General features: G+C 71.1%; 16 protein-coding genes. 6 read left to right on the top strand and 10 right to left on the bottom strand.

Features of this window, described 5'->3' with window-relative positions; translation table 11 throughout:
* Nucleotides 1-73: 73 nt before the first annotated feature.
* The 4 genes from ACZ5VQ_RS31835 to ACZ5VQ_RS31820 all read right to left on the bottom strand — a co-directional run bounded on the left by ACZ5VQ_RS31835 (nt 74) and on the right by ACZ5VQ_RS31820 (nt 4,728).
* Nucleotides 74-1,072 (bottom strand): serine/threonine-protein kinase, encoded by a 999-nt coding sequence (locus ACZ5VQ_RS31835; RefSeq protein ID WP_469107922.1) that lies wholly within the window; start codon nt 1,070-1,072, stop codon nt 74-76.
* Entirely contained in the window at nt 1,072-1,869 is a 798-nt protein-coding gene (locus ACZ5VQ_RS31830) for a hypothetical protein (RefSeq protein WP_469107921.1), read from the bottom strand. The genes ACZ5VQ_RS31835 and ACZ5VQ_RS31830 overlap by 1 nt, the downstream gene beginning before the upstream one ends.
* Before the next feature lie 19 nt (nt 1,870-1,888).
* Nucleotides 1,889-4,225 (bottom strand): ABC transporter ATP-binding protein/permease, encoded by a 2,337-nt coding sequence (locus ACZ5VQ_RS31825; protein ID WP_469107920.1) that lies wholly within the window; start codon nt 4,223-4,225, stop codon nt 1,889-1,891.
* 92 nt (nt 4,226-4,317) lie between these two features.
* A complete protein-coding gene (locus ACZ5VQ_RS31820; protein ID WP_362084952.1) occupies nt 4,318-4,728 on the bottom strand; it encodes a hypothetical protein in 411 nt (136 codons plus the stop codon).
* A gap of 426 nt (nt 4,729-5,154) precedes the next feature.
* On the opposite strand from ACZ5VQ_RS31820, the gene ACZ5VQ_RS31815 reads away from it, so the two are divergent.
* Together ACZ5VQ_RS31815 and ACZ5VQ_RS31810 are read left to right on the top strand one after the other, a co-directional pair.
* Entirely contained in the window at nt 5,155-5,538 is a 384-nt protein-coding gene (locus ACZ5VQ_RS31815; protein ID WP_469107919.1) for a nuclear transport factor 2 family protein, read from the top strand.
* A gap of 93 nt (nt 5,539-5,631) precedes the next feature.
* The gene (locus tag ACZ5VQ_RS31810) at nt 5,632-5,919 is read left to right on the top strand and encodes a DUF1905 domain-containing protein (protein ID WP_450646158.1); all 288 of its coding nucleotides are present in this window, start codon (nt 5,632-5,634) and stop codon (nt 5,917-5,919) included.
* A gap of 40 nt (nt 5,920-5,959) precedes the next feature.
* On the opposite strand, the gene mgrA is transcribed toward ACZ5VQ_RS31810, so the two are convergent.
* Nucleotides 5,960-6,964, bottom strand: coding sequence for an L-glyceraldehyde 3-phosphate reductase (mgrA, locus tag ACZ5VQ_RS31805; protein ID WP_469107918.1), 1,005 nt, complete (start codon nt 6,962-6,964; stop codon nt 5,960-5,962).
* 113 nt (nt 6,965-7,077) lie between these two features.
* On the opposite strand from mgrA, the gene ACZ5VQ_RS31800 reads away from it, so the two are divergent.
* Together ACZ5VQ_RS31800 and ACZ5VQ_RS31795 are read left to right on the top strand one after the other, a co-directional pair.
* On the top strand, nt 7,078-7,989 hold the full coding sequence (locus tag ACZ5VQ_RS31800) for a LysR family transcriptional regulator (protein WP_469107917.1): 912 nt from the start codon (nt 7,078-7,080) through the stop codon (nt 7,987-7,989).
* A 68-nt stretch (nt 7,990-8,057) separates the two neighbouring features.
* Nucleotides 8,058-9,554, top strand: a complete 1,497-nt coding sequence (locus ACZ5VQ_RS31795; protein WP_469107916.1) for a carotenoid oxygenase family protein — start codon at nt 8,058-8,060, stop codon at nt 9,552-9,554.
* Nucleotides 9,555-9,608: 54 nt separating this feature from the next.
* On the opposite strand, the gene ACZ5VQ_RS31790 is transcribed toward ACZ5VQ_RS31795, so the two are convergent.
* Both ACZ5VQ_RS31790 and ACZ5VQ_RS31785 read right to left on the bottom strand, forming a co-directional pair.
* Entirely contained in the window at nt 9,609-10,673 is a 1,065-nt protein-coding gene (locus ACZ5VQ_RS31790) for an adenosine deaminase (RefSeq protein WP_469107915.1), read from the bottom strand.
* Nucleotides 10,674-10,716: 43 nt separating this feature from the next.
* Nucleotides 10,717-11,148, bottom strand: a complete 432-nt coding sequence (locus ACZ5VQ_RS31785; RefSeq protein WP_469107914.1) for a VOC family protein — start codon at nt 11,146-11,148, stop codon at nt 10,717-10,719.
* A 202-nt stretch (nt 11,149-11,350) separates the two neighbouring features.
* Between ACZ5VQ_RS31785 and ACZ5VQ_RS31780 the strand changes: the two genes are divergently transcribed.
* The gene (locus tag ACZ5VQ_RS31780) at nt 11,351-12,061 is read left to right on the top strand and encodes a dienelactone hydrolase family protein (protein WP_469107913.1); all 711 of its coding nucleotides are present in this window, start codon (nt 11,351-11,353) and stop codon (nt 12,059-12,061) included.
* Between the two features lie 97 nt (nt 12,062-12,158).
* On the opposite strand, the gene ACZ5VQ_RS31775 is transcribed toward ACZ5VQ_RS31780, so the two are convergent.
* Together ACZ5VQ_RS31775 and ACZ5VQ_RS31770 are read right to left on the bottom strand one after the other, a co-directional pair.
* Nucleotides 12,159-13,256: a winged helix DNA-binding domain-containing protein gene (locus ACZ5VQ_RS31775; RefSeq protein ID WP_469107912.1), complete on the bottom strand. Its 1,098-nt coding sequence runs from the start codon at nt 13,254-13,256 to the stop codon at nt 12,159-12,161.
* Between the two features lie 133 nt (nt 13,257-13,389).
* Nucleotides 13,390-13,968 carry a DinB family protein gene (locus ACZ5VQ_RS31770; RefSeq protein WP_469107911.1) on the bottom strand — a complete coding sequence of 193 codons (579 nt, stop codon included), beginning with the start codon at nt 13,966-13,968 and terminating at the stop codon, nt 13,390-13,392.
* 102 nt (nt 13,969-14,070) lie between these two features.
* Between ACZ5VQ_RS31770 and ACZ5VQ_RS31765 the strand changes: the two genes are divergently transcribed.
* A complete protein-coding gene (locus tag ACZ5VQ_RS31765) occupies nt 14,071-15,084 on the top strand; it encodes a helix-turn-helix transcriptional regulator (protein ID WP_469107910.1) in 1,014 nt (337 codons plus the stop codon).
* On the opposite strand, the gene ACZ5VQ_RS31760 is transcribed toward ACZ5VQ_RS31765, so the two are convergent.
* Nucleotides 15,072-16,436, bottom strand: a complete 1,365-nt coding sequence (locus tag ACZ5VQ_RS31760) for a phospholipase (protein ID WP_469107909.1) — start codon at nt 16,434-16,436, stop codon at nt 15,072-15,074. The two genes, ACZ5VQ_RS31765 and ACZ5VQ_RS31760, sit on opposite strands and share 13 nt — an antisense overlap.
* Between the last annotated feature and the right edge of the window lie 98 nt (nt 16,437-16,534).

The following is a 16,534-nucleotide window of genomic DNA, read 5'->3' as shown; positions in this document are numbered from 1 at the left end:
GCTCAACAAGCCCTGAGCCCATTTCCCCGCACCTCACATCGGCCCGCGCGAACCCACCGTCCCAGGCGGAACCTCACCGGGCCGAGCCGGGAAACACGGGCCGGGCCCACCCCGGCGGCTCAGGCGGCGGCCCCGGACGCCGAGGCCCGTCCACGGCACGCATATCCACCTGCGTGGGCGCATGACCGGCGGCCACGCCCGTCGCAGCCGCACGCAACGCGGTCACAAAGGCAAGACACGACTCGTACCGGTCGTCGGGACTCTTGGCGAGGGCCTTCGCCAGGACCCCGTCGACCGGCTCGGCGAGCTCGGGCCGCTGCGAGGTCAGCGCGGGCGGCTGGTCGTACTGGTGCGCCCACAACAGCGCCATGTCGTCGTCCCGTTGGAAGGGCGGACGGCCCGTCAGGGTCTCGTGAACCACGCACGCGAGGCTGTAGACGTCACAGCGGCCGTCGACAGGCCGCCCGGAGATCTGCTCGGGCGCCACATAGTCGAGCGTGCCGACGAACTGGCCGACGGTCGTGAACCCGGTCAGGGACAGCGACTTCTTGGTGAGTCCGAAGTCGGTGAGGTAGACGTGCTCGGGATGGTCGCTGTCCGTGCCCGCCGCGACCAGTATGTTGCCCGGTTTGACGTCCCGGTGGACCAGGCCGTGGTCGTGGGCGGCGTCGAGCGCGGACGCCACCTGGATGGCGATACGGGTGGCGTCCGCTATCGGCAACGGGCCCTCGCGGTCCAGGAGATGACGCAGGTCGCGACCGGCGACGTACCGCATGGCGATGTAGAGGACGCCGTCGGTCTCGCCCGCCTCGAAGACCGGCACGATGTGCGGGTGGTCGATCGCGGCGGCCACCCGTGACTCGTGCGTGAAGCGCTTCCGGAAGGTGTCGTTGCGGGCCAGTTCCGGGGCGAGCAGTTTCAGGGCGACCGTGCGGTCCAGGCGCAGGTCCTTGGCGCGGTAGACGACGGCCATGCCGCCACGGCCGACCTCGCGCTCGATCCGGTAGCCGGCGATCTGCTTGCCGATCAGATCGGAGGGCCGCCCCGAGTACAGGCTCGTGTCGTGCGGCATCAGCCGTCACCGTCACCCGTGACGAGCCGGGTGGGGGCGTGGCTGCGGTCTTCCCCGGGCTCGGGCGGTTCCGGACCTGTGTTCTCCACGACCTGTGTCGGTTCCGGACCTGTGTTGCCCACGACCTGTGTCGGTTCCGGATCCGTGTTGCCCACGGCCTTCGTCGGTTCCGGCCCGATGCCCGGCACGACCTGGGTAGGCTCGGGGTCGCCTGACGCGGGCGGTGTGGGTCTGGCCGAGGCGGGCGGCTCGGGGCGGGCCGCGGCAGGCCGCTCGGGTCCGGCCTCGTCATGGGGCTCCGGTCCGTCCTCGACCGGCTTTGGAGTCGCGTACGTGCTCAGCCGGTTGCCGTCGCAGTACACCCACCGCTCGTGCTCGGCCTCGTACAGCCACACGGCCTCGCCGTCGACGACGATCCCGACCCGCATGCCCTGCGTGCGGCCGTGGAACTCCTCGCCGTCGAGGCGTCCGGCCGCCAGTTCCTCGACCGTCTGCCGGTAGCGGCCGAGCGTCTCCTCGACGCGGGCGAGCAGGGGGCGCGGGTCGGCGGTGCGGGCGAGCGGCTGTCCGGCGGCGGGCGGCTCCTGCGGTACGGCGAGCAGCAGGCGGCCGTCGACCCACGCGGACCAGCCGTTGGCGCACAGGACGTGCCCCCAGTCACCGCGCCGCTCGACGAGACGGACCGGCAGGAGGGCGTCGAGCGGCACGGTGGGCCTGGTCGGGTCCGGGGCCTCCCAGGCCGGCAGGCCGTCCTGCGGGACCACGTGCGTGGGGCGGAAGTCCTCGGTCGTCGTCATCGCGCCTGCTTCCTGCGGGCTACTTCCGCATGACTTCGGGTTCGTGCCGCCTCAGCAGCCTGGCGACCAGATAGCCGAAGACGGCCGAGAGGACGACGAGCATTCCCATGTTGAGCAGCCACACGCCCGCCGAGTGCTTGAACAGCGGGTCGGCGGTCAGGTCGCCAGGGACGAGCCGGGCCAGGCCGATGGTGCCCGCCATGGCGCCGAGGGCCCACCGGGACGGCACCAGCCAGGACAGCTGCTCGATGCCGGGGACGCCGTCGAGCTTCAGCAGCGCGCCGCAGAACACGACCTGGACGATGGCGAGGAGCACGAGCAGGGGCATCGTGACCTCCTCCTTGCGCACCAGGGCGGAGACGAGGAGGCCGAGCATCATGGCGGTGAAGGAGAGCAGAGCGACGGCGACCGTGATCTCGGCGAGGGGCGGCATGAGCACGCCCTCGCCACCGGGTGCGTTCAGGTCGACGCCGAGCAGCGCCACCAGGGTCAGGACGACGGCCTGGAGGACGGTGATCGTGCCGAGGACGACGACCTTGGACATCAGGTACGCCGATCTGGACAGGCCGACGGCCCGTTCTCGCTGGTAGATCACCCGTTCCTTGACCAGTTCGCGCACGGCGTTTGCCGCGCCGGTGAGGACTCCGCCGACGCAGAGGATGAGCAGCGCGTTCATCGCCGTCTCCTGCGTCAGCTTGCTGCCGGCCAGGGCCCTGGCCATGGCACCCATCACGAACGGCAGGGCGATCATGATGGCGAGGAACGTACGGTCTGCGCTGAGCGCGGCCGCGTACCGCCGCACGAGCGTGCCCAGCTGGGAGCCCCAGCTCTGCGCCTTGGGCGGGCGGGGAACCGTGCCCGGGGCCGGGGCGGCCTGGCCCATGTGTGGCTGGGCGGTGGAGTTGACTATGTACTGGCGGTGCTGGAGCGACGCCAGGTAGTCGCCGGCCCAGTCCCGTTCGCGGTCCCGCTCGAAGGCCTCGAACGCCTCGGGCCACTGTTCGTAGCCGAAGAAGGCGAGGGTCTCGTCGGGCGGCCCGTAGTAGGCGACCTTGCCTCCGGGTGCGAGGACGAGCAGCCGGTCGCAGACGTCGAGGCTGAGGACGCTGTGGGTGACCACGATGACGGTCCGCCCGTCGTCGGCGAGGCCGCGCAGCATGTGCATCACGGAGCGGTCCATACCGGGGTCGAGGCCGGAGGTCGGCTCGTCGAGGAAGAGCAGCGAGGGCTTGGTGAGCAGTTCCAGGGCCACGCTGACGCGCTTGCGCTGGCCGCCGGAGAGGCTGTGGATGGGCTGCCCGACGCGCTGTTCCAGGCCCAGCTCGCGCACGACCTCGTCGACCCGGGCCCGGCGCTCGGCCTTCGCGGTGTCCTGCGGGAAGCGCAGCTGGGCGGCGTAGGTGAGGGCCCGCCGGACGGTCAGCTGGGCGTGCAGGATGTCGTCCTGCGGTACGAGTCCGATGCGCTGGCGCAGCTCGGCGTAGTCGCGGTACAGGTCGCGGCCGTCGTACAGGACCGTGCCCCGGTCGGCGGGCCGCTGGCCGGTCAGGGCGTTGAGCAGCGTGGACTTTCCGGCGCCGCTGGGCCCGACGACGGCGAGCAGGCACTTCTCGCCGACGGGGAAGGAGACCCGGTCGAGGAGCGTCTTGCGGCCCTTGTCGACGGCGACCGACAGGTCCTGCACGTCGAGGGAGACCTCGCCGGTGTCGACGTACTCCTGCAGCTCGTCGCCGACCAGGCAGAACGCCGAGTGGCCGATGCCGACGATGTCGCCCGCGTCGATGGGGGACCGGGTGACGGGCTGCCCGTTGAGGAACGTGCCGTTGTGGCTGCCCAGGTCGACGATCTCGTACGTGCCGTCCGGCATGGCGCGCAGCTCCGCGTGCCGTCTGGACACGATCAGGTCGTCGACGACCAGGTCGTTGTCGCCGCCGCGGCCGATGCGGACCATGCGGGCGGGCAGCGGGCGCACCGTCGTGGGCTGCCGGAAGGTGCCGGTCGCGGCGGGCAGGGAGACCGAGGAGGGGCGCTCGGGGGCGGGCGGGGGCCGGTCGGCGAGCACGGCGCTCGGGCCGTCGGCGGGGTTGCCGAAGCGGATGACGCTGCCGGGGCCGACGTCCCACTCGTGGACGCGGCGGCCGTCGGCGTACGTACCATTCGTGCTGTTCTCGTCCCAGAGCGTCCAGTGATCTGCGTTGGGCCGCAGGACCGCGTGGTGCCAGGAGACCCGGGCGTCGTCGATGACGATGTCGCTCAGCGGGTCGCGGCCGACGTGATAGTCGTGGTTCGGGGTCATCACCAGGGACCCCGTCTCGGTTTCGAGGACGAGTTCGGGCGCCGCTGAACGCTCTCCCATGCCTGAATTCTAGCTATTCGTCCACATGCGCGCCTGCTGCGCCCGGCCGGGGGGGACGGGCCGTGCCCGAGCGGCTCCGCCGGGAGCGGGGATCAGGCGGCCGGCATGGACAGGTAGGGGAGGGTGCGCTGCATGCGCAGGGCGTCGACGGACTCCGCGAGCAGTTCGTACTCGGTGGTGTCGTCACTCGTGGCGATGCGGACCAGATGTCCCGCGGCCAGTTCCTCGGCCGCCAGCTCCTGTTGGAAGATGTCGCCGCACCACGCGCGCAGCACGCCGGGTACGTCGGGTGCCGTGGCCGAGACGGGCATCATCGAGTTCGGCGGGAAGTACGGGGCGTCGGGGTTCGGATCGAGGCGCTCGGCCATCCATGACGCCCGGTCCCGTAACCACCACATGGCCAGCGCCAGGGTGGGTGCCCGGTAGGTGCCGAGCGGTACACCGACCCACATGCCTCCGCACACTCCGTACGCGGTGACATGGCAAAGGAATTCGTCGTGCACGATCGCTCCCCCATTGCATCCGCTTGCTGCCGGTCCGGCCTCTCTTTCCTGCGGCTCGCTGGTGGTGCACGATGGCGCTGTTCTTCGGTCGGTCCGCCGGGTGATCCCCCGGCGATTCCCGAGCCGTTCTGAGGGCTGTGAATAGCCCTAGCATTCAAGTATCGCCACTCCTGACACACTGTCACCATGCCATTCCAGCCAGTCTCCTGGCATATTCACCGCGATGACTGGCCGAAATGACACGGCCGTGGAGATCAGGGTCCTCCGGGGGCATCACCCGAGAGGCGTCAGCAGGCATTACCCGAGGGGTAATCGACGGGTCCGACGACGCCCGGCATGGTTGCGGTACCGGATCCCGACAACGTCCGATCCGGGCCCTGACCAGTACGTACGAGCACGTACGACCTCGATGGAGGCTGATCGCCCATGTCCGCGAACCAGGACCGCTACGAAACCGCCGTCGCCCGCTACTTCGACGCCTGGAACGCGGGCGGGAAGGAGGCTCTGACGAAGGCCGTGACCGCGGCCTGGACCGCGGACGGCACGTACACCGACCCCCTGGCCGACGTCCGCGGGCACGACGGGATCGCGGCCGTGATCGCCGCGGCCCACGAGCAGTTCCCCGGATTCGAGTTCCGGCTCACCGGCGCCGTGGACGGGCACCACGACCTCGCCCGCTTCGGCTGGGAGCTGGTCGCCGTCGCGGACGGCTCGGCGCCGGTCGCCGGCTTCGACGTGATCACCCTGAGTGACGACGGGCGGATACGGAGCGTGCACGGATTCCTGGACCGGGTGCCCGCCGGGGCGTGACACGGCTGCCGCGATGAGTTCTGCCGCGCCCGGTGGTCTCGTATAGGAGAGGCCACCGGGCCGGGAAAGACCACCGGGACAGCGGAGGACGTCATGAGCACGAACACCGAATTGGACCAGCAATTCACCGCGGAACTTCTGAAGAGCCCCGAAAAGGGCGGCTGGACCTATCTCGTCTGGCCGGAGTCCGTCGGATTCTTCGGCACACGCGGCCTGGTCAAGGTCCGCGGGACGATCGACGGCCATCCCTTCCGGAGTTCGTTCATGGCCCTCGGCGACGGCACCCACAAGCTTCCCGTGAAGGCCGACGTCCGCAAGGCGATCGGCAAGGAGGCTGGGGACACCGTGACCGTGCGACTGGAGGAACGCGTCACGGACTGACCCCTCGCCCACGGCTCGGGAGTCAGTCCGTCGCTGGTACTCAGGCCTGGGACGCCTGCCGCACGATCTCGTCGATGCGGGTGAGCTCGTCCTCCGAGAAGTCCAGGTTGCCCGTGGCCGCCACGCTGTCCTCCAGCTGCTGCGGGCTGCTGGCGCCGATCAGGGCGGAGGTGACCCGGCCGCCGCGCAGTACCCAGGCCAGCGCCATCTGGGCCAGGGACTGGCCGCGGGTCTTGGCGATGTCGTCCAGGGCGCGCAGGTGGCCGACGAGGTCCTCGGTCACCGTTTCGGCGCTCAGGAAGGGGCTGTCGCTCGCGGCCCGCGAACCCTCCGGGATCCCGTCGAGGTAGCGGCCGGTGAGCAGGCCCTGCTCCAGCGGCGAGTAGGCGATGGAGCCCACCTTCAGCTCGTCGAGGGTGTCCAGGAGCCCCTCCTCCTCGGGACGCCGGTCGAGCATCGAGTAGCGCGGCTGGTGGATGAGGAGCGGGGTGCCCAGCTCGCCCAGGATGCGGGCCGCCTCGCGGGTCTGCGCCGGCGAGTAGTTGGAGACACCGACGTACAGCGCCTTGCCCTGCTGCACCGCCGAGTGCAGCGCGCCCATCGTCTCCTCAAGGGGAGTCTCCGGGTCGGGGCGGTGGGAGTAGAAGATGTCGACGTAGTCGAGGCCCATGCGGCCCAGGCTCTGGTCGAGCGAGGACAGCAGGTACTTGCGGGAGCCCCATTCGCCGTACGGGCCCGGCCACATCAGGTATCCGGCCTTGGTGGAGATGACCAGCTCGTCGCGGTACGGACCGAAGTCGGCCTTGAGCGCCTCGCCGAGGGCCGACTCGGCGGCGCCGGGCGGGGGCCCGTAGTTGTTGGCCAGGTCGAAGTGGCTGACGCCCAGGTCGAACGCCCGGCGCAGGATCGCGCGCTGGGTGTCCACGGGCCGGTCGGGGCCGAAGTTGTGCCACAGGCCGAGGGAGAGCGCGGGGAGTTTCAGGCCGCTGCGTCCCGTGCGCCGGTAGGGCATGTCCGCGTAACGGTCGGTGTGTGCGGTGTACAACGCGTTCTCCAGAGGGGTCGGTACGGAGTGGACCGGTGTCCACTCTCGCCTGCCCGCTCGGCAGCGGTCCAACAGGAGAATCGGATGGGATTCAGCGGATACGCTTCTCAATCATGGAATTGCGCCACCTGCAGCACTTCGTCGCAGTCGCCGAGGACCAGCACTTCACCCGGGCAGCGGAACGCCTGATGGTGTCCCAGTCCGGTCTGTCGGCATCGATCCGCGCACTGGAGCGGGAGCTGCGGGCCCCGCTGTTCGTCCGCACGACCCGCCGCGTCACGCTCACCGAGGCCGGCCGGGCCCTGCTGACCGAGGCCGAGCGGATCCTCGCGCAGGTCCGGGCCGCCCAGGACGCCGTGGCCGCCGTACAGGGCGTGCTGCGCGGCACGCTCTCGCTGGGCACCGAGCAGTGCATCGCCGGGGTGCCCGTCGCACAGCTGCTGGCCGCGTTCCGCAGGCAGCATCCGGACGTGGAGATCCGGCTGCGGCAGGCCGGCTCGGGCGCGCTCGCCGAGGACGTCGCCGCGGGCCGCCTGGACCTGGCCTTCGCCGTGACGACCCGCGCCGACACGGAACAGCTCCGCTGTCTGCCCCTGACCAGCGAGCCGATGACCGTGCTCTGCCATCCCTCACACCGGCTGGCCACCGGAGGGCCCGTCACCCCGGACGAACTCGGCGGCGAGCCCTTCGTCGACTTCCACCCCGACTGGGGGCCGCGCCGCACGACCGACGCGGCCTTCGCGGCGGCGGGTGTGCACCGCACGGTCGCCCTGGAGGTCAACGACGTGCACAGCCTCCTCGACCTCGTCGAGGAGGGCCTCGGCATCGCCGTCGTGCCGCGCCACTTCGCCCACAAACGGCGGGCCCTGCCCGCACTCCCCCTCAAGGCCGACACCGAGACGCCGTACGAGACCGTCGCCATGCTGCCGCCCCCGGAGGCGACCAGTCCGGCCGCCCGGGCCCTCATGTCACTGCTCGAAACAGGGGGTCTGGCTCCACCCCGGGAGGGGCTCCAGCACTCCTGACCTGGCCCGGTCCCCCGCCGCAGACTCGTGCACATCGATCACGACGACTGCGGCACGGGAGTGCGGAGATGACTGAGCACAGCCGACGAAACGTACTGCGCGGGGCGGCCGCCATCGCGGCGGCGAGCGGACTCGTAGGAGCGACGGGAGGACTCGCCGCCGGTGCTCCCGCCACCGCGAAGGGGCGCCACTTCCCGTTCCTGGAGGGGGCGTTCGCCCCGGTCACCGAGGAGCTGACCGCCTTCGGTCTCCCCGTCACCGGGCGGATCCCGCGTGAGCTGAACGGCCGCTACCTCAGGAACGGGCCGAACGTCCTCGGCCTTGAGGACCCCCGGGCCCACCACTGGATGCAGGGCGACGGCATGGTGCACGGCGTCCGGCTGCGGGACGGCCGCGCCGAGTGGTACCGCAACCGCTGGGTCCGCTCCTCCCGCGTCGCCGAGAAGCTTGGCGAGCCCTACCCGGGACCGGTGCCGCCGGACGACTTCCCGTGCAACACCCACGTCATCGGGCACCGCGGACGGGTCCTGGCCCTCCAGGAGAGCGGCCCGCCGCCGTACGAACTCGACTACGAGCTCAACACGGTGGGCACGTACGACTTCCGCGGCACCCTGGAGGGCGCGTTCACGGCGCACACCAAGCTCGACGCGGAGTCGGGCGAGCTGCACGCGATGACGTACTACCCGACCTGGAACCACATCCGGCACCTGGTGGTCAACGCCGCGGGGCGGGTCGTCCGGACCACCAGGATCCCGGTGTCGGACAGCCCGATGATCCATGACTTCGCGCTCACCGAGAAGTACGTCGTCATCTTCGACATGCCGGTCACCTTCGACCCGGCGGGCGCCGAGCGGGGCGACCTCGTGCCGTACGTGTGGAACGAGCGGCACCCGTCTCGGGTCGGCGTCATGCCGCGGGCCGGCGGGCGGGTCCGCTGGTTCGAGGTGGAGCCGACGTACTACTCGCACACCCTCAACGCGTACGGCGAGGGGTCGTCGGTGGTCGTCGACTTCACGGCCTATCCGGCGCCCTTCTTCGTCGCGGGGCGTGGCTCCGGCGGGCCCTACGGAGCCGGGACCGTCCGGCTGCAACGCTGGACCATCGACCGCGACCGGGGCCGCGTACGCACGAAGGTCCTGGACGACCGGCCGCAGGAGTTCCCGCGCGTCAACGAGGCGTTGGTCGCGCGCAGGCACCGGTACGGCTACACGACGGCCGCCGCCGAGATGTCGCTGGCGTATGTGGCGGCCGACGGGAACCCGCCCGACCGTGCCTTCAGCAGCGAGCTGGTCAAGCAGGACCTGCTCCGCGGTACCTCGCAGGTGCACCGGCTGCCCCGGAACGCGGCGGTGGGCGAGGCGGTGTTCGTGGCCTCGGACCCGACGGACGCGAGGGCGGCCGAGGACGACGGCTACACGCTGGCGTACGTGCACAATCCCGACCGGGGCGCGGCGGATCTGCTGATCCTGTCCGCCCAGGACTTCACGGGTGAGCCGGTGGCCCGGATCCATCTGCCGGGACGGGTGCCGATGGGCTTCCACGGGAACTGGGTGCCCGACGCGTGAGAACACGCAAGAGGCCGGCCGGAACCGCCGAGTGGTCCGGCCGGCCTCGGGTGCTCAGAGCTCGTAGCCCGGCAGGACGACGTCCCGGATGAGGGCGGCCCGCTCGTCGAAGGGGATGAACGCGCTCTTCAGGGCGTTGACCGTGACCGTGCGCAGATCGTCGAGGGTCCAGCCCGCCTCGTCGACAAGCAGGGACATCTCGCGGGTCATGGTCGTGCCGGACACCAGCCGGTTGTCGGTGTTGAGGGTGACGCGGAAGCCCAGGTCGCGCAGGTGCGTGATCGGGTGGTCGGCGATCGAAGTGGCCGCGCCCGTCTGGAGGTTGGAGGTGGGGCACATCTCCAGGGCGATACGGCGGTCACGCACCCAGCCCGCGACGCGGCCGAGCTTGCCGTCCACGATGTCCTCGGTGATACGGACGCCGTGGCCGATGCGCTGGGCGCCGCAGACCTGGAGGGCCTGGTGGATGCTGGGCAGGCCGTGGGCCTCGCCGGCGTGGATGGTGAACGGGACGTTCTCGACGCGCAGGTGCTCGAAGGCGGCGAGGTGGTCGGCGGGCGGGAAGCCGTCCTCGGCGCCCGCAATGTCGAAGCCGACGACGCCCGCGTCCCGGAACGTCACCGCCAGGTCCGCGATCTCGCGGCTGCGGTCGAACATCCGCATCCCGCACAGCAGGGTGCCGACGCGGACCGGGGTGCCGGCGGCCGCGGCCTTCGCCATACCGGCGGCCAGGCCCTCCTGCACGGTCTCGACGACCTCGGGCAGGGCGAGCCCGCCGTTCAGCATCAGCTCGGGGGCGTAGCGCACCTCGCCGTAGACGACACCGTCCTCGGCCAGGTCGAGGACGTACTCCTCGGCGGTGCGCAGCAGGCCCTCGCGGGTCTGCATCACGGCGAGGGTGTGCTCGAAGGTGGCTATGTAGCGGACCAGGTCACCGGAGTTGGCCGCCTCGTAGTACCAGGCGGCCAGCTCGTCCGGGTCGGTGGTGGGGAGCGTGTGGCCGACCGCGTCGGCGAGTTCGACGAGCGTGGTGGGGCGCAGGCCGCCGTCGAGGTGGTCGTGCAGGACGGCCTTGGGGAGCCGTCGGATGGTGTCGATGTCGATGCGGGACGCGGTCATGCGGTGTTTCCTCGGCAGGTTGTCGGTGGGTGGGGAGTGTTGGTCACTCGGCGGTTTCGCCGGGAGCGGCGTGTTGCGGGTCGGGCGCGGCGGGCTGCAGCAGGTCCCACCGGTTTCCGTACAGGTCCTGGAAGACGACGACCGAGCCGTACGTCTCGTGCCGGGGCTCCTCCAGGAAGGTGACGCCCGCCGCGGTCATCCGTGCGTGGTCGCGGGCGAAGTCGTCGGTGTGCAGGAAGAAGCCGACGCGTCCGCCGGTCTGGTCGCCGACCCGGCCGCGCTGTGCCTCGTCCTTGGCCCGGGCCAGCAGGAGGCCGGTGCCGTGCCCTCCGGTGTCCGGCTCCACGACGACCCAGCGGGATCCGTCGGGTCGCGGGGTGTCCTCGGCGAGCCGGAATCCGAGGGCCTCGGTGTAGAAGCGGATCGCCTCGTCGTAGTCGTCGACGACGAGGGTGACCAGGGCGACGCGTTTCATCGGAGCCTCTCGGAAGGTCGGGGGGGGGACGTACGCGGAGGGTTATACGTAACACGCGAGGATACGGCATCGGAAGGAGTGGTCCGGCAAGGTCGCTTCGGTCGGTGGCGCGCGATGCCTGCCCGGGCAGGGGGCCGCGTGCCGTCGCCGTACCCGCCTCCTGCATGCTGGAGTCAAGATCAAGCGACAGGAGTGACACACCATGTCCGAGACGCCCAGGTCGACCGGAGCCCCCGCCCACCAGAACGTCACGTTCCCAAGCGGCGGCACCACCGCGCACGGCTATCTGGCGCTGCCGCCCTCCGGACAGGGGCCCGGCGTCATCGTGATCCAGGAGTGGTGGGGCCTCACCGACCACATCGCAGACGTCACCGAGCGCCTGGCGAAGGAGGGCTTCGTGGCGCTGGCTCCCGACCTGTACGGCGGCAATGTCGCCCACGACAGCACCGAGGCGTTCCGCATGATGCAGGACCTGCCCGTGGCGCGAGGCGTCGAGCTGCTCTCCGGCGCCGTAGACCATCTGCTCGCGATGCCCGAGGTCACCTCCGGGACCGTCGGCTCGGTCGGCTTCTGCATGGGCGGCGGTTTCGTCCTCTACCAGGCCGCCACCGACCCGCGCGTCCACGCCGCCGTCCCCTTCTACGGCGTCATCCAGGGCGAGACCCCCGACTTCTCCGGCCTCAAGGCTCAGATCCTCGGCCACTACGGCGAACGCGACTCGGCCATTCCCGTCGACTCCCTCGCCCCGCTCCGCGACACGATCCGCGACCAGTCCGGCATCACCCCGGACTTCCGCGTCTACCCCGCCGACCACGCCTTCTTCAACGACGGCCGCCCCGAGGTCCACGAGCCCGAGTCGTCGGCCCTGGCCTGGCGGAGCACGGTGGACTTCCTGCACGCGCAACTGGGCTGACCTGAGCGGTACGACGGTGCCGTGACGCGGGTCGCGAATGGACCCGCGTCACTCACGGGTGGGGCGCTCCCAGCACTCCCAGCACTCCTGTCGCTCCTCAGGAGGACGCGGCGATCCGTACACGATCGCTGTCGTCGTCGGAGAGGAACGCGGCCAACTCCCGCCCCTGCTCGGCCACATCGGTGCGTTCGGCCCGGGAGAGACGGCGCAGCGGGGTGACCTGCACGGTGTCCGCCTCCACGGTCCAGGTCGCGGCGACCCGGCCGTCGACCAGGACGACACGCGCGCCGGCGACCGACAGACCGCGGTGGGCGTCGTCGATGATCCGGCCGCGGTCGTGGTACCCGAGGATCGCGTTGTCGAACGCGGGCAGGAACCGCGCCGGGGCGGGGGTTTCGGGGTCGGGGCGCGGTGCGTCGGGGAGGTCCAGCAGTTCCCGGCCCCGCTCGTCGCGGAAGCTCACCAGTTCCTCGCGTACGGCGGTGATCGCGGCCGGCAGTCCGGCGAGACCGCACCAGGCGCGCAGGTCGGCCGAGGCGGCGGGGCCGAGCGCGGCCAGATAGCGCCGCACCAGGTCCTGCCCCACGGGGTCGGAGCCGTCCGGGGCCGGTGGGTCGATCTCGCGCCCGAGCCAGGAGGAGAGCGGGGCGTTGCGCACGCCCGCCCGGGTGCGCCACAGCCCGCGCGGGGGCAGCTGCACCATCGGGATGAGGGCGGCGACCAGCATTTCGCCCAGTGGCCGCGGTCCCGGCTTCGGCCAGCGGTCGGCGAGCGCTCGTGCGAGTTCGGTCATCGAGCGGGGCTCGCCGTCGGCCATCACGGCCCGGCCCGCAGCCGCGAGTTCGTCGAGATCCACTCCGGCGAGTTCACCGCGGTAGACCCCGAGTACCCGTTGGCGCAGCATGGCGTCGTGGCGGGCCCGCCAGGCCAGGGCGTCGGCGGCGGTGACGAGGTGGACGGTTCGGCGCATGAGATGGGTGCGCACCACGCTCCGCCCGGTCAGCAGATCCGAGAGCACTGCCGGGTCGAACGCACGCAGCCGCGACCAGAGCCCGACGAACGGTTCCTGCGGTTCCTGCGCCTGCAGACCGCCGAGGTGCGCGACGGCGTCGAGCACCGGCATGTCGGCGTGGTCGAGCAGCAACTGCCGTGCCAGCGTTGCCCTGTTGAGCGCCCGGGCGTCGAGAACGGTCATCGGGTCGCCCCCAGGGCCTGGCCGAACCTCATGGTGCGCTCTTCCCTTCGAATGCGTACTTCGCATGCGTGCAGGATTCCGAGGTCGGGACCGGGTCGGGGCGATGGCCCGACCCGGTCCGGATCCGTCTGCGTCAGGTCGACTTCTGCCCGTCGAGCGTCTCGCGCAGGATGTCCGCGTGCCCGGCGTGCTGGGCGGTCTCGGCGATGACCTGTGTCAGCACCCGGCGCACACTGCGTACGGCTCCCGGCTCGTGCCAGGGCGCCTCCGGGAGCGGATGTGTCGCCGAGAGGTCGGGCACGGAGGCGATGATCTTCTCGCTGTGGGCGGCGACCTGCTCGTAGCGCTCGACGACCCCGGCCAGCGTCTCGCCGGGCAGCATCAGGAAGTCGTTCTGGTGGTCGATCATCCACTGCGGGAACTCGCGTGCGGTGCCGGCCGCGAAGTCGGCCCAGGTGACACCGTCGGGCAGGTCGTGGCGCATCGCCGCCGGGCCGTCGACGACGAAGCGCAGCCATCCCTCCTCGATGGAGGCGACGTGCTTGATCAGCCCGCCCAGGCACAGCGCGCTGACGGTCGGGCGTTCACCGGCCTGCTCGTCGGTGAGCCCGCGCACGGTGCTGGTCAGGGCGGCCCGCGCGGTCGCGAGCGCGGCGATCAGGTCGGCCCGCTCGGCGTCGGGAGTGGAGGGGGGCGTGGTCATGGCGGTCACAGTGATCGGTCCTTCTGCCTCGTTCTCGTTGTTCGGTACGAGAACGACAGTCGCAGGAGAAGCGGCCAGGAAGTGTCCTCTTCTCGGGGGAGTATGGGTGTCATGCCGAAGACATCAGCCCGACTGCTGTCACTGCTCTCGCTGCTCCAGGCGCGCCGGGACTGGCCGGGGGCGCTGCTGGCGGAGCGGCTGGACATCAGTCCGCGTACCGTGCGGCGCGATGTCGACCGGCTGCGCGAGCTCGGCTATCCCATCGTGGCCTTCAAGGGGCCCGACGGCGGCTATCGGCTCGACGCCGGAACCGATCTGCCGCCACTGCTGTTCGACGACGAGCAGGCCGTTGCCCTCGCCGTCGCGCTCCAGATCGCCACGACCACCGGCGCCGGCATCGAGGAGGCCGCGGCGCGTGCGCTGACGACCGTCCGGCAGGTCATGCCCGGGCGCCTGCGTCGCCGGATCGACATGCTCCAGGTCACCGCCGTCGGCCGGTCCGCCGACCGACCGGAGTCGCAGGTGGACAGTGGCGTACTCATGGCACTCGGCGCCGCCGTCCACGCGCGCGAGGTGCTGCGCTTCGACTACGCCTCCCCACCGGGGGCGGGCGACGGCGATCCCGCCATGACCGCACCGCGCCGGGCACAGCCCCATCACCTCGTCACCTGGGGCGGGCGCTGGTACCTCGTCGCCTGGGACCTGGACCGCGAGGACTGGCGCACCTTCCGCGCCGACCGGATCACCCCGCGAGTCCCTTCAGGGCCGCGGTTCACCCCGCGCGAGCTGCCCGGAGGCGATGTGGCCGCCTTCGTGGCGGGCCGGTTCCGGGGTTCCGACGGCTCGGTCGACTGGCCCTGCCGCGGCGAGGTGATCCTCGATCTCCCCGCCGCCGAGGTGTCCCGCTACTCCCGCGACGGAGTCGTCGAGGAACTCGGCCCGGACCGCTGCCGGCTGGTCCTGGGTTCGTGGTCGTGGCCCGGACTGGCCGCCGACATCGGCAGGTTCGACGCCGACATCGAGGTCGTCGGCCCAGCCGAACTCAGGGACGCCTTCGCGCAGTTGGCCCGCCGCTACGCGAACGCGGCGACGGGCCCACTCGGCGAGAGGCGTCAGTACGTGTAGCCGTTGAGCGTCGACACCGCGGCCGCCGGGTTCCCGAGGTCGTACCGGTCCACGGCGAGGAAGTTGGGCTTCTTGCGGGCGGCGGGCTGGCAGAAGCGCTGGGCCCGGTCGGTGAGTTTGGTGTTGTCGGTGGTGGCCGTGGAGGCGATCGCGGCGTCACGGAAGTGGTTCATGACGAAGAGCGGCCGGAACGGCGGCGCCGTGGCGGTGAGGGGCACGTTGGTGTTGGCGTCGTACCAGCGGCTGTAGCAGGACCAGTCGGAGCCGCCGAGCCCGGAGCCCATGGACCAGTAGTTCTCGACGGTCCACTCGCGCTGGTACATCACGCCGAAGCTGTCGCGGGTGAGTCCGGCGGACTGGTCGGCGGAGCGGCTGTGGTCGGTGAAGATGAGAAGGCGGTCGTTGGCCGCGACGAGGTCCGACATCTTCGGCCAGCCGTTCGTGCGGACGCCGGTCTGGTCGGGTCGGTACAGCACGTCGGACAGGCCGTTCACGCGGGCCAGTTCGCTGCGCAGGACGCCCGGGTCGACGTAGTCCTCCAGGAAGACGGTGACGAACTCGTTCGGGTTCGCCCTCAGGTAGTCGACCATGCGCTGGATGTCCACCCACAGCGCGACCGGCCGGCTGACGAGAGTACAGCTGTTGTGGCAGAGGATCGCGCCGTCGGAGGTCTGGTGGATGTCCAGCATGAACCCGCGTACGCCGTCGGTGAGTTGCTGGTTGATTCCCCGGCTCTGGTTGGGGACGAGGTTGACGAAGGGTGGCGCGAATCCGCCGTCGACACCGTTCGCGTAGGCGTTGTGGGACGTGAGGAACGTGACCTGGTCCAGGGTGCGTTGGTCCGGGGACGGCATCGGGGAGGTCGGTGACGTCGTGGGAGTCAGGTACCAGGAGGACAGGTTCCCCGCGCCGCCCAGGGCCAGCTGGGCGGGGTAGTTGGAGCCGGACGGCTTCGTGGCGACCGTCAAGTACTGGTCGGCGCCCGGGACTTTGAGCCGGTACTGGTCGGTTCCCGTCGCCGTGATCTCCCACGGGGCGTCGCCGCTCGTACAGGCCACGGTTCTCGCCTGGCCGCCGGAGCGGCCGAGGCAACTGCCCGCCGTGTCGGTGCTCTCCAGCACGTACGACGCGCCACTCGACCGGAGCGTCCACTGCTGCCGGTCCTCGTTGCCCTTGGGGTTGCGCTGGACGACCGCTCCCCCGCTGTCGGCGGCGTTCAGGCCGGTGACAGCGCTCTGCACGTAGAACACTCCTCCCGTCGGGACCGCCGCAGAGTGTGCGGGAGCGGCCAGGACGGAGGTGAGTGCCGCTCCGGCGGCGGTGAGGGCGAGCAGGGGGCGATGCATCCGCATGTCGGTTGGGGTCCCTTTCAGCAGCGCTACGGCGCCGGAAGCGGCGGCCGGAAAATGGGGGGTCTGCGCGGGACACTCAATCGGCTTGGTATGTACTG

The sequence above is a fragment of the Streptomyces sp. NPDC033178 genome (assembly GCF_055577685.1).
The sequence above is the reverse complement of the archived record's forward strand: the minus strand, read 5'-3'. Positions and strand labels throughout refer to the sequence as shown.

Bases quoted from the DNA above. Each gene is read 5' to 3' on its own strand.
- ACZ5VQ_RS31835 (WP_469107922.1), bottom strand. From the start codon at position 1,072: ATGCCGCACGACACGAGCCTGTACTCGGGGCGGCCCTCCGATCTGATC.
- ACZ5VQ_RS31830 (WP_469107921.1), bottom strand. From the start codon at position 1,869: ATGACGACGACCGAGGACTTCCGCCCCACGCACGTGGTCCCGCAGGAC.
- ACZ5VQ_RS31825 (WP_469107920.1), bottom strand. From the start codon at position 4,225: ATGGGAGAGCGTTCAGCGGCGCCCGAACTCGTCCTCGAAACCGAGACG.
- ACZ5VQ_RS31815 (WP_469107919.1), top strand. From the start codon at position 5,155: ATGTCCGCGAACCAGGACCGCTACGAAACCGCCGTCGCCCGCTACTTC.
- ACZ5VQ_RS31810 (WP_450646158.1), top strand. From the start codon at position 5,632: ATGAGCACGAACACCGAATTGGACCAGCAATTCACCGCGGAACTTCTG.
- ACZ5VQ_RS31800 (WP_469107917.1), top strand. From the start codon at position 7,078: ATGGAATTGCGCCACCTGCAGCACTTCGTCGCAGTCGCCGAGGACCAG.
- ACZ5VQ_RS31795 (WP_469107916.1), top strand. From the start codon at position 8,058: ATGACTGAGCACAGCCGACGAAACGTACTGCGCGGGGCGGCCGCCATC.
- ACZ5VQ_RS31790 (WP_469107915.1), bottom strand. From the start codon at position 10,673: ATGACCGCGTCCCGCATCGACATCGACACCATCCGACGGCTCCCCAAG.
- ACZ5VQ_RS31785 (WP_469107914.1), bottom strand. From the start codon at position 11,148: ATGAAACGCGTCGCCCTGGTCACCCTCGTCGTCGACGACTACGACGAG.
- ACZ5VQ_RS31780 (WP_469107913.1), top strand. From the start codon at position 11,351: ATGTCCGAGACGCCCAGGTCGACCGGAGCCCCCGCCCACCAGAACGTC.
- ACZ5VQ_RS31775 (WP_469107912.1), bottom strand. From the start codon at position 13,256: ATGACCGTTCTCGACGCCCGGGCGCTCAACAGGGCAACGCTGGCACGG.
- ACZ5VQ_RS31765 (WP_469107910.1), top strand. From the start codon at position 14,071: ATGCCGAAGACATCAGCCCGACTGCTGTCACTGCTCTCGCTGCTCCAG.
- ACZ5VQ_RS31760 (WP_469107909.1), bottom strand. From the start codon at position 16,436: ATGCGGATGCATCGCCCCCTGCTCGCCCTCACCGCCGCCGGAGCGGCA.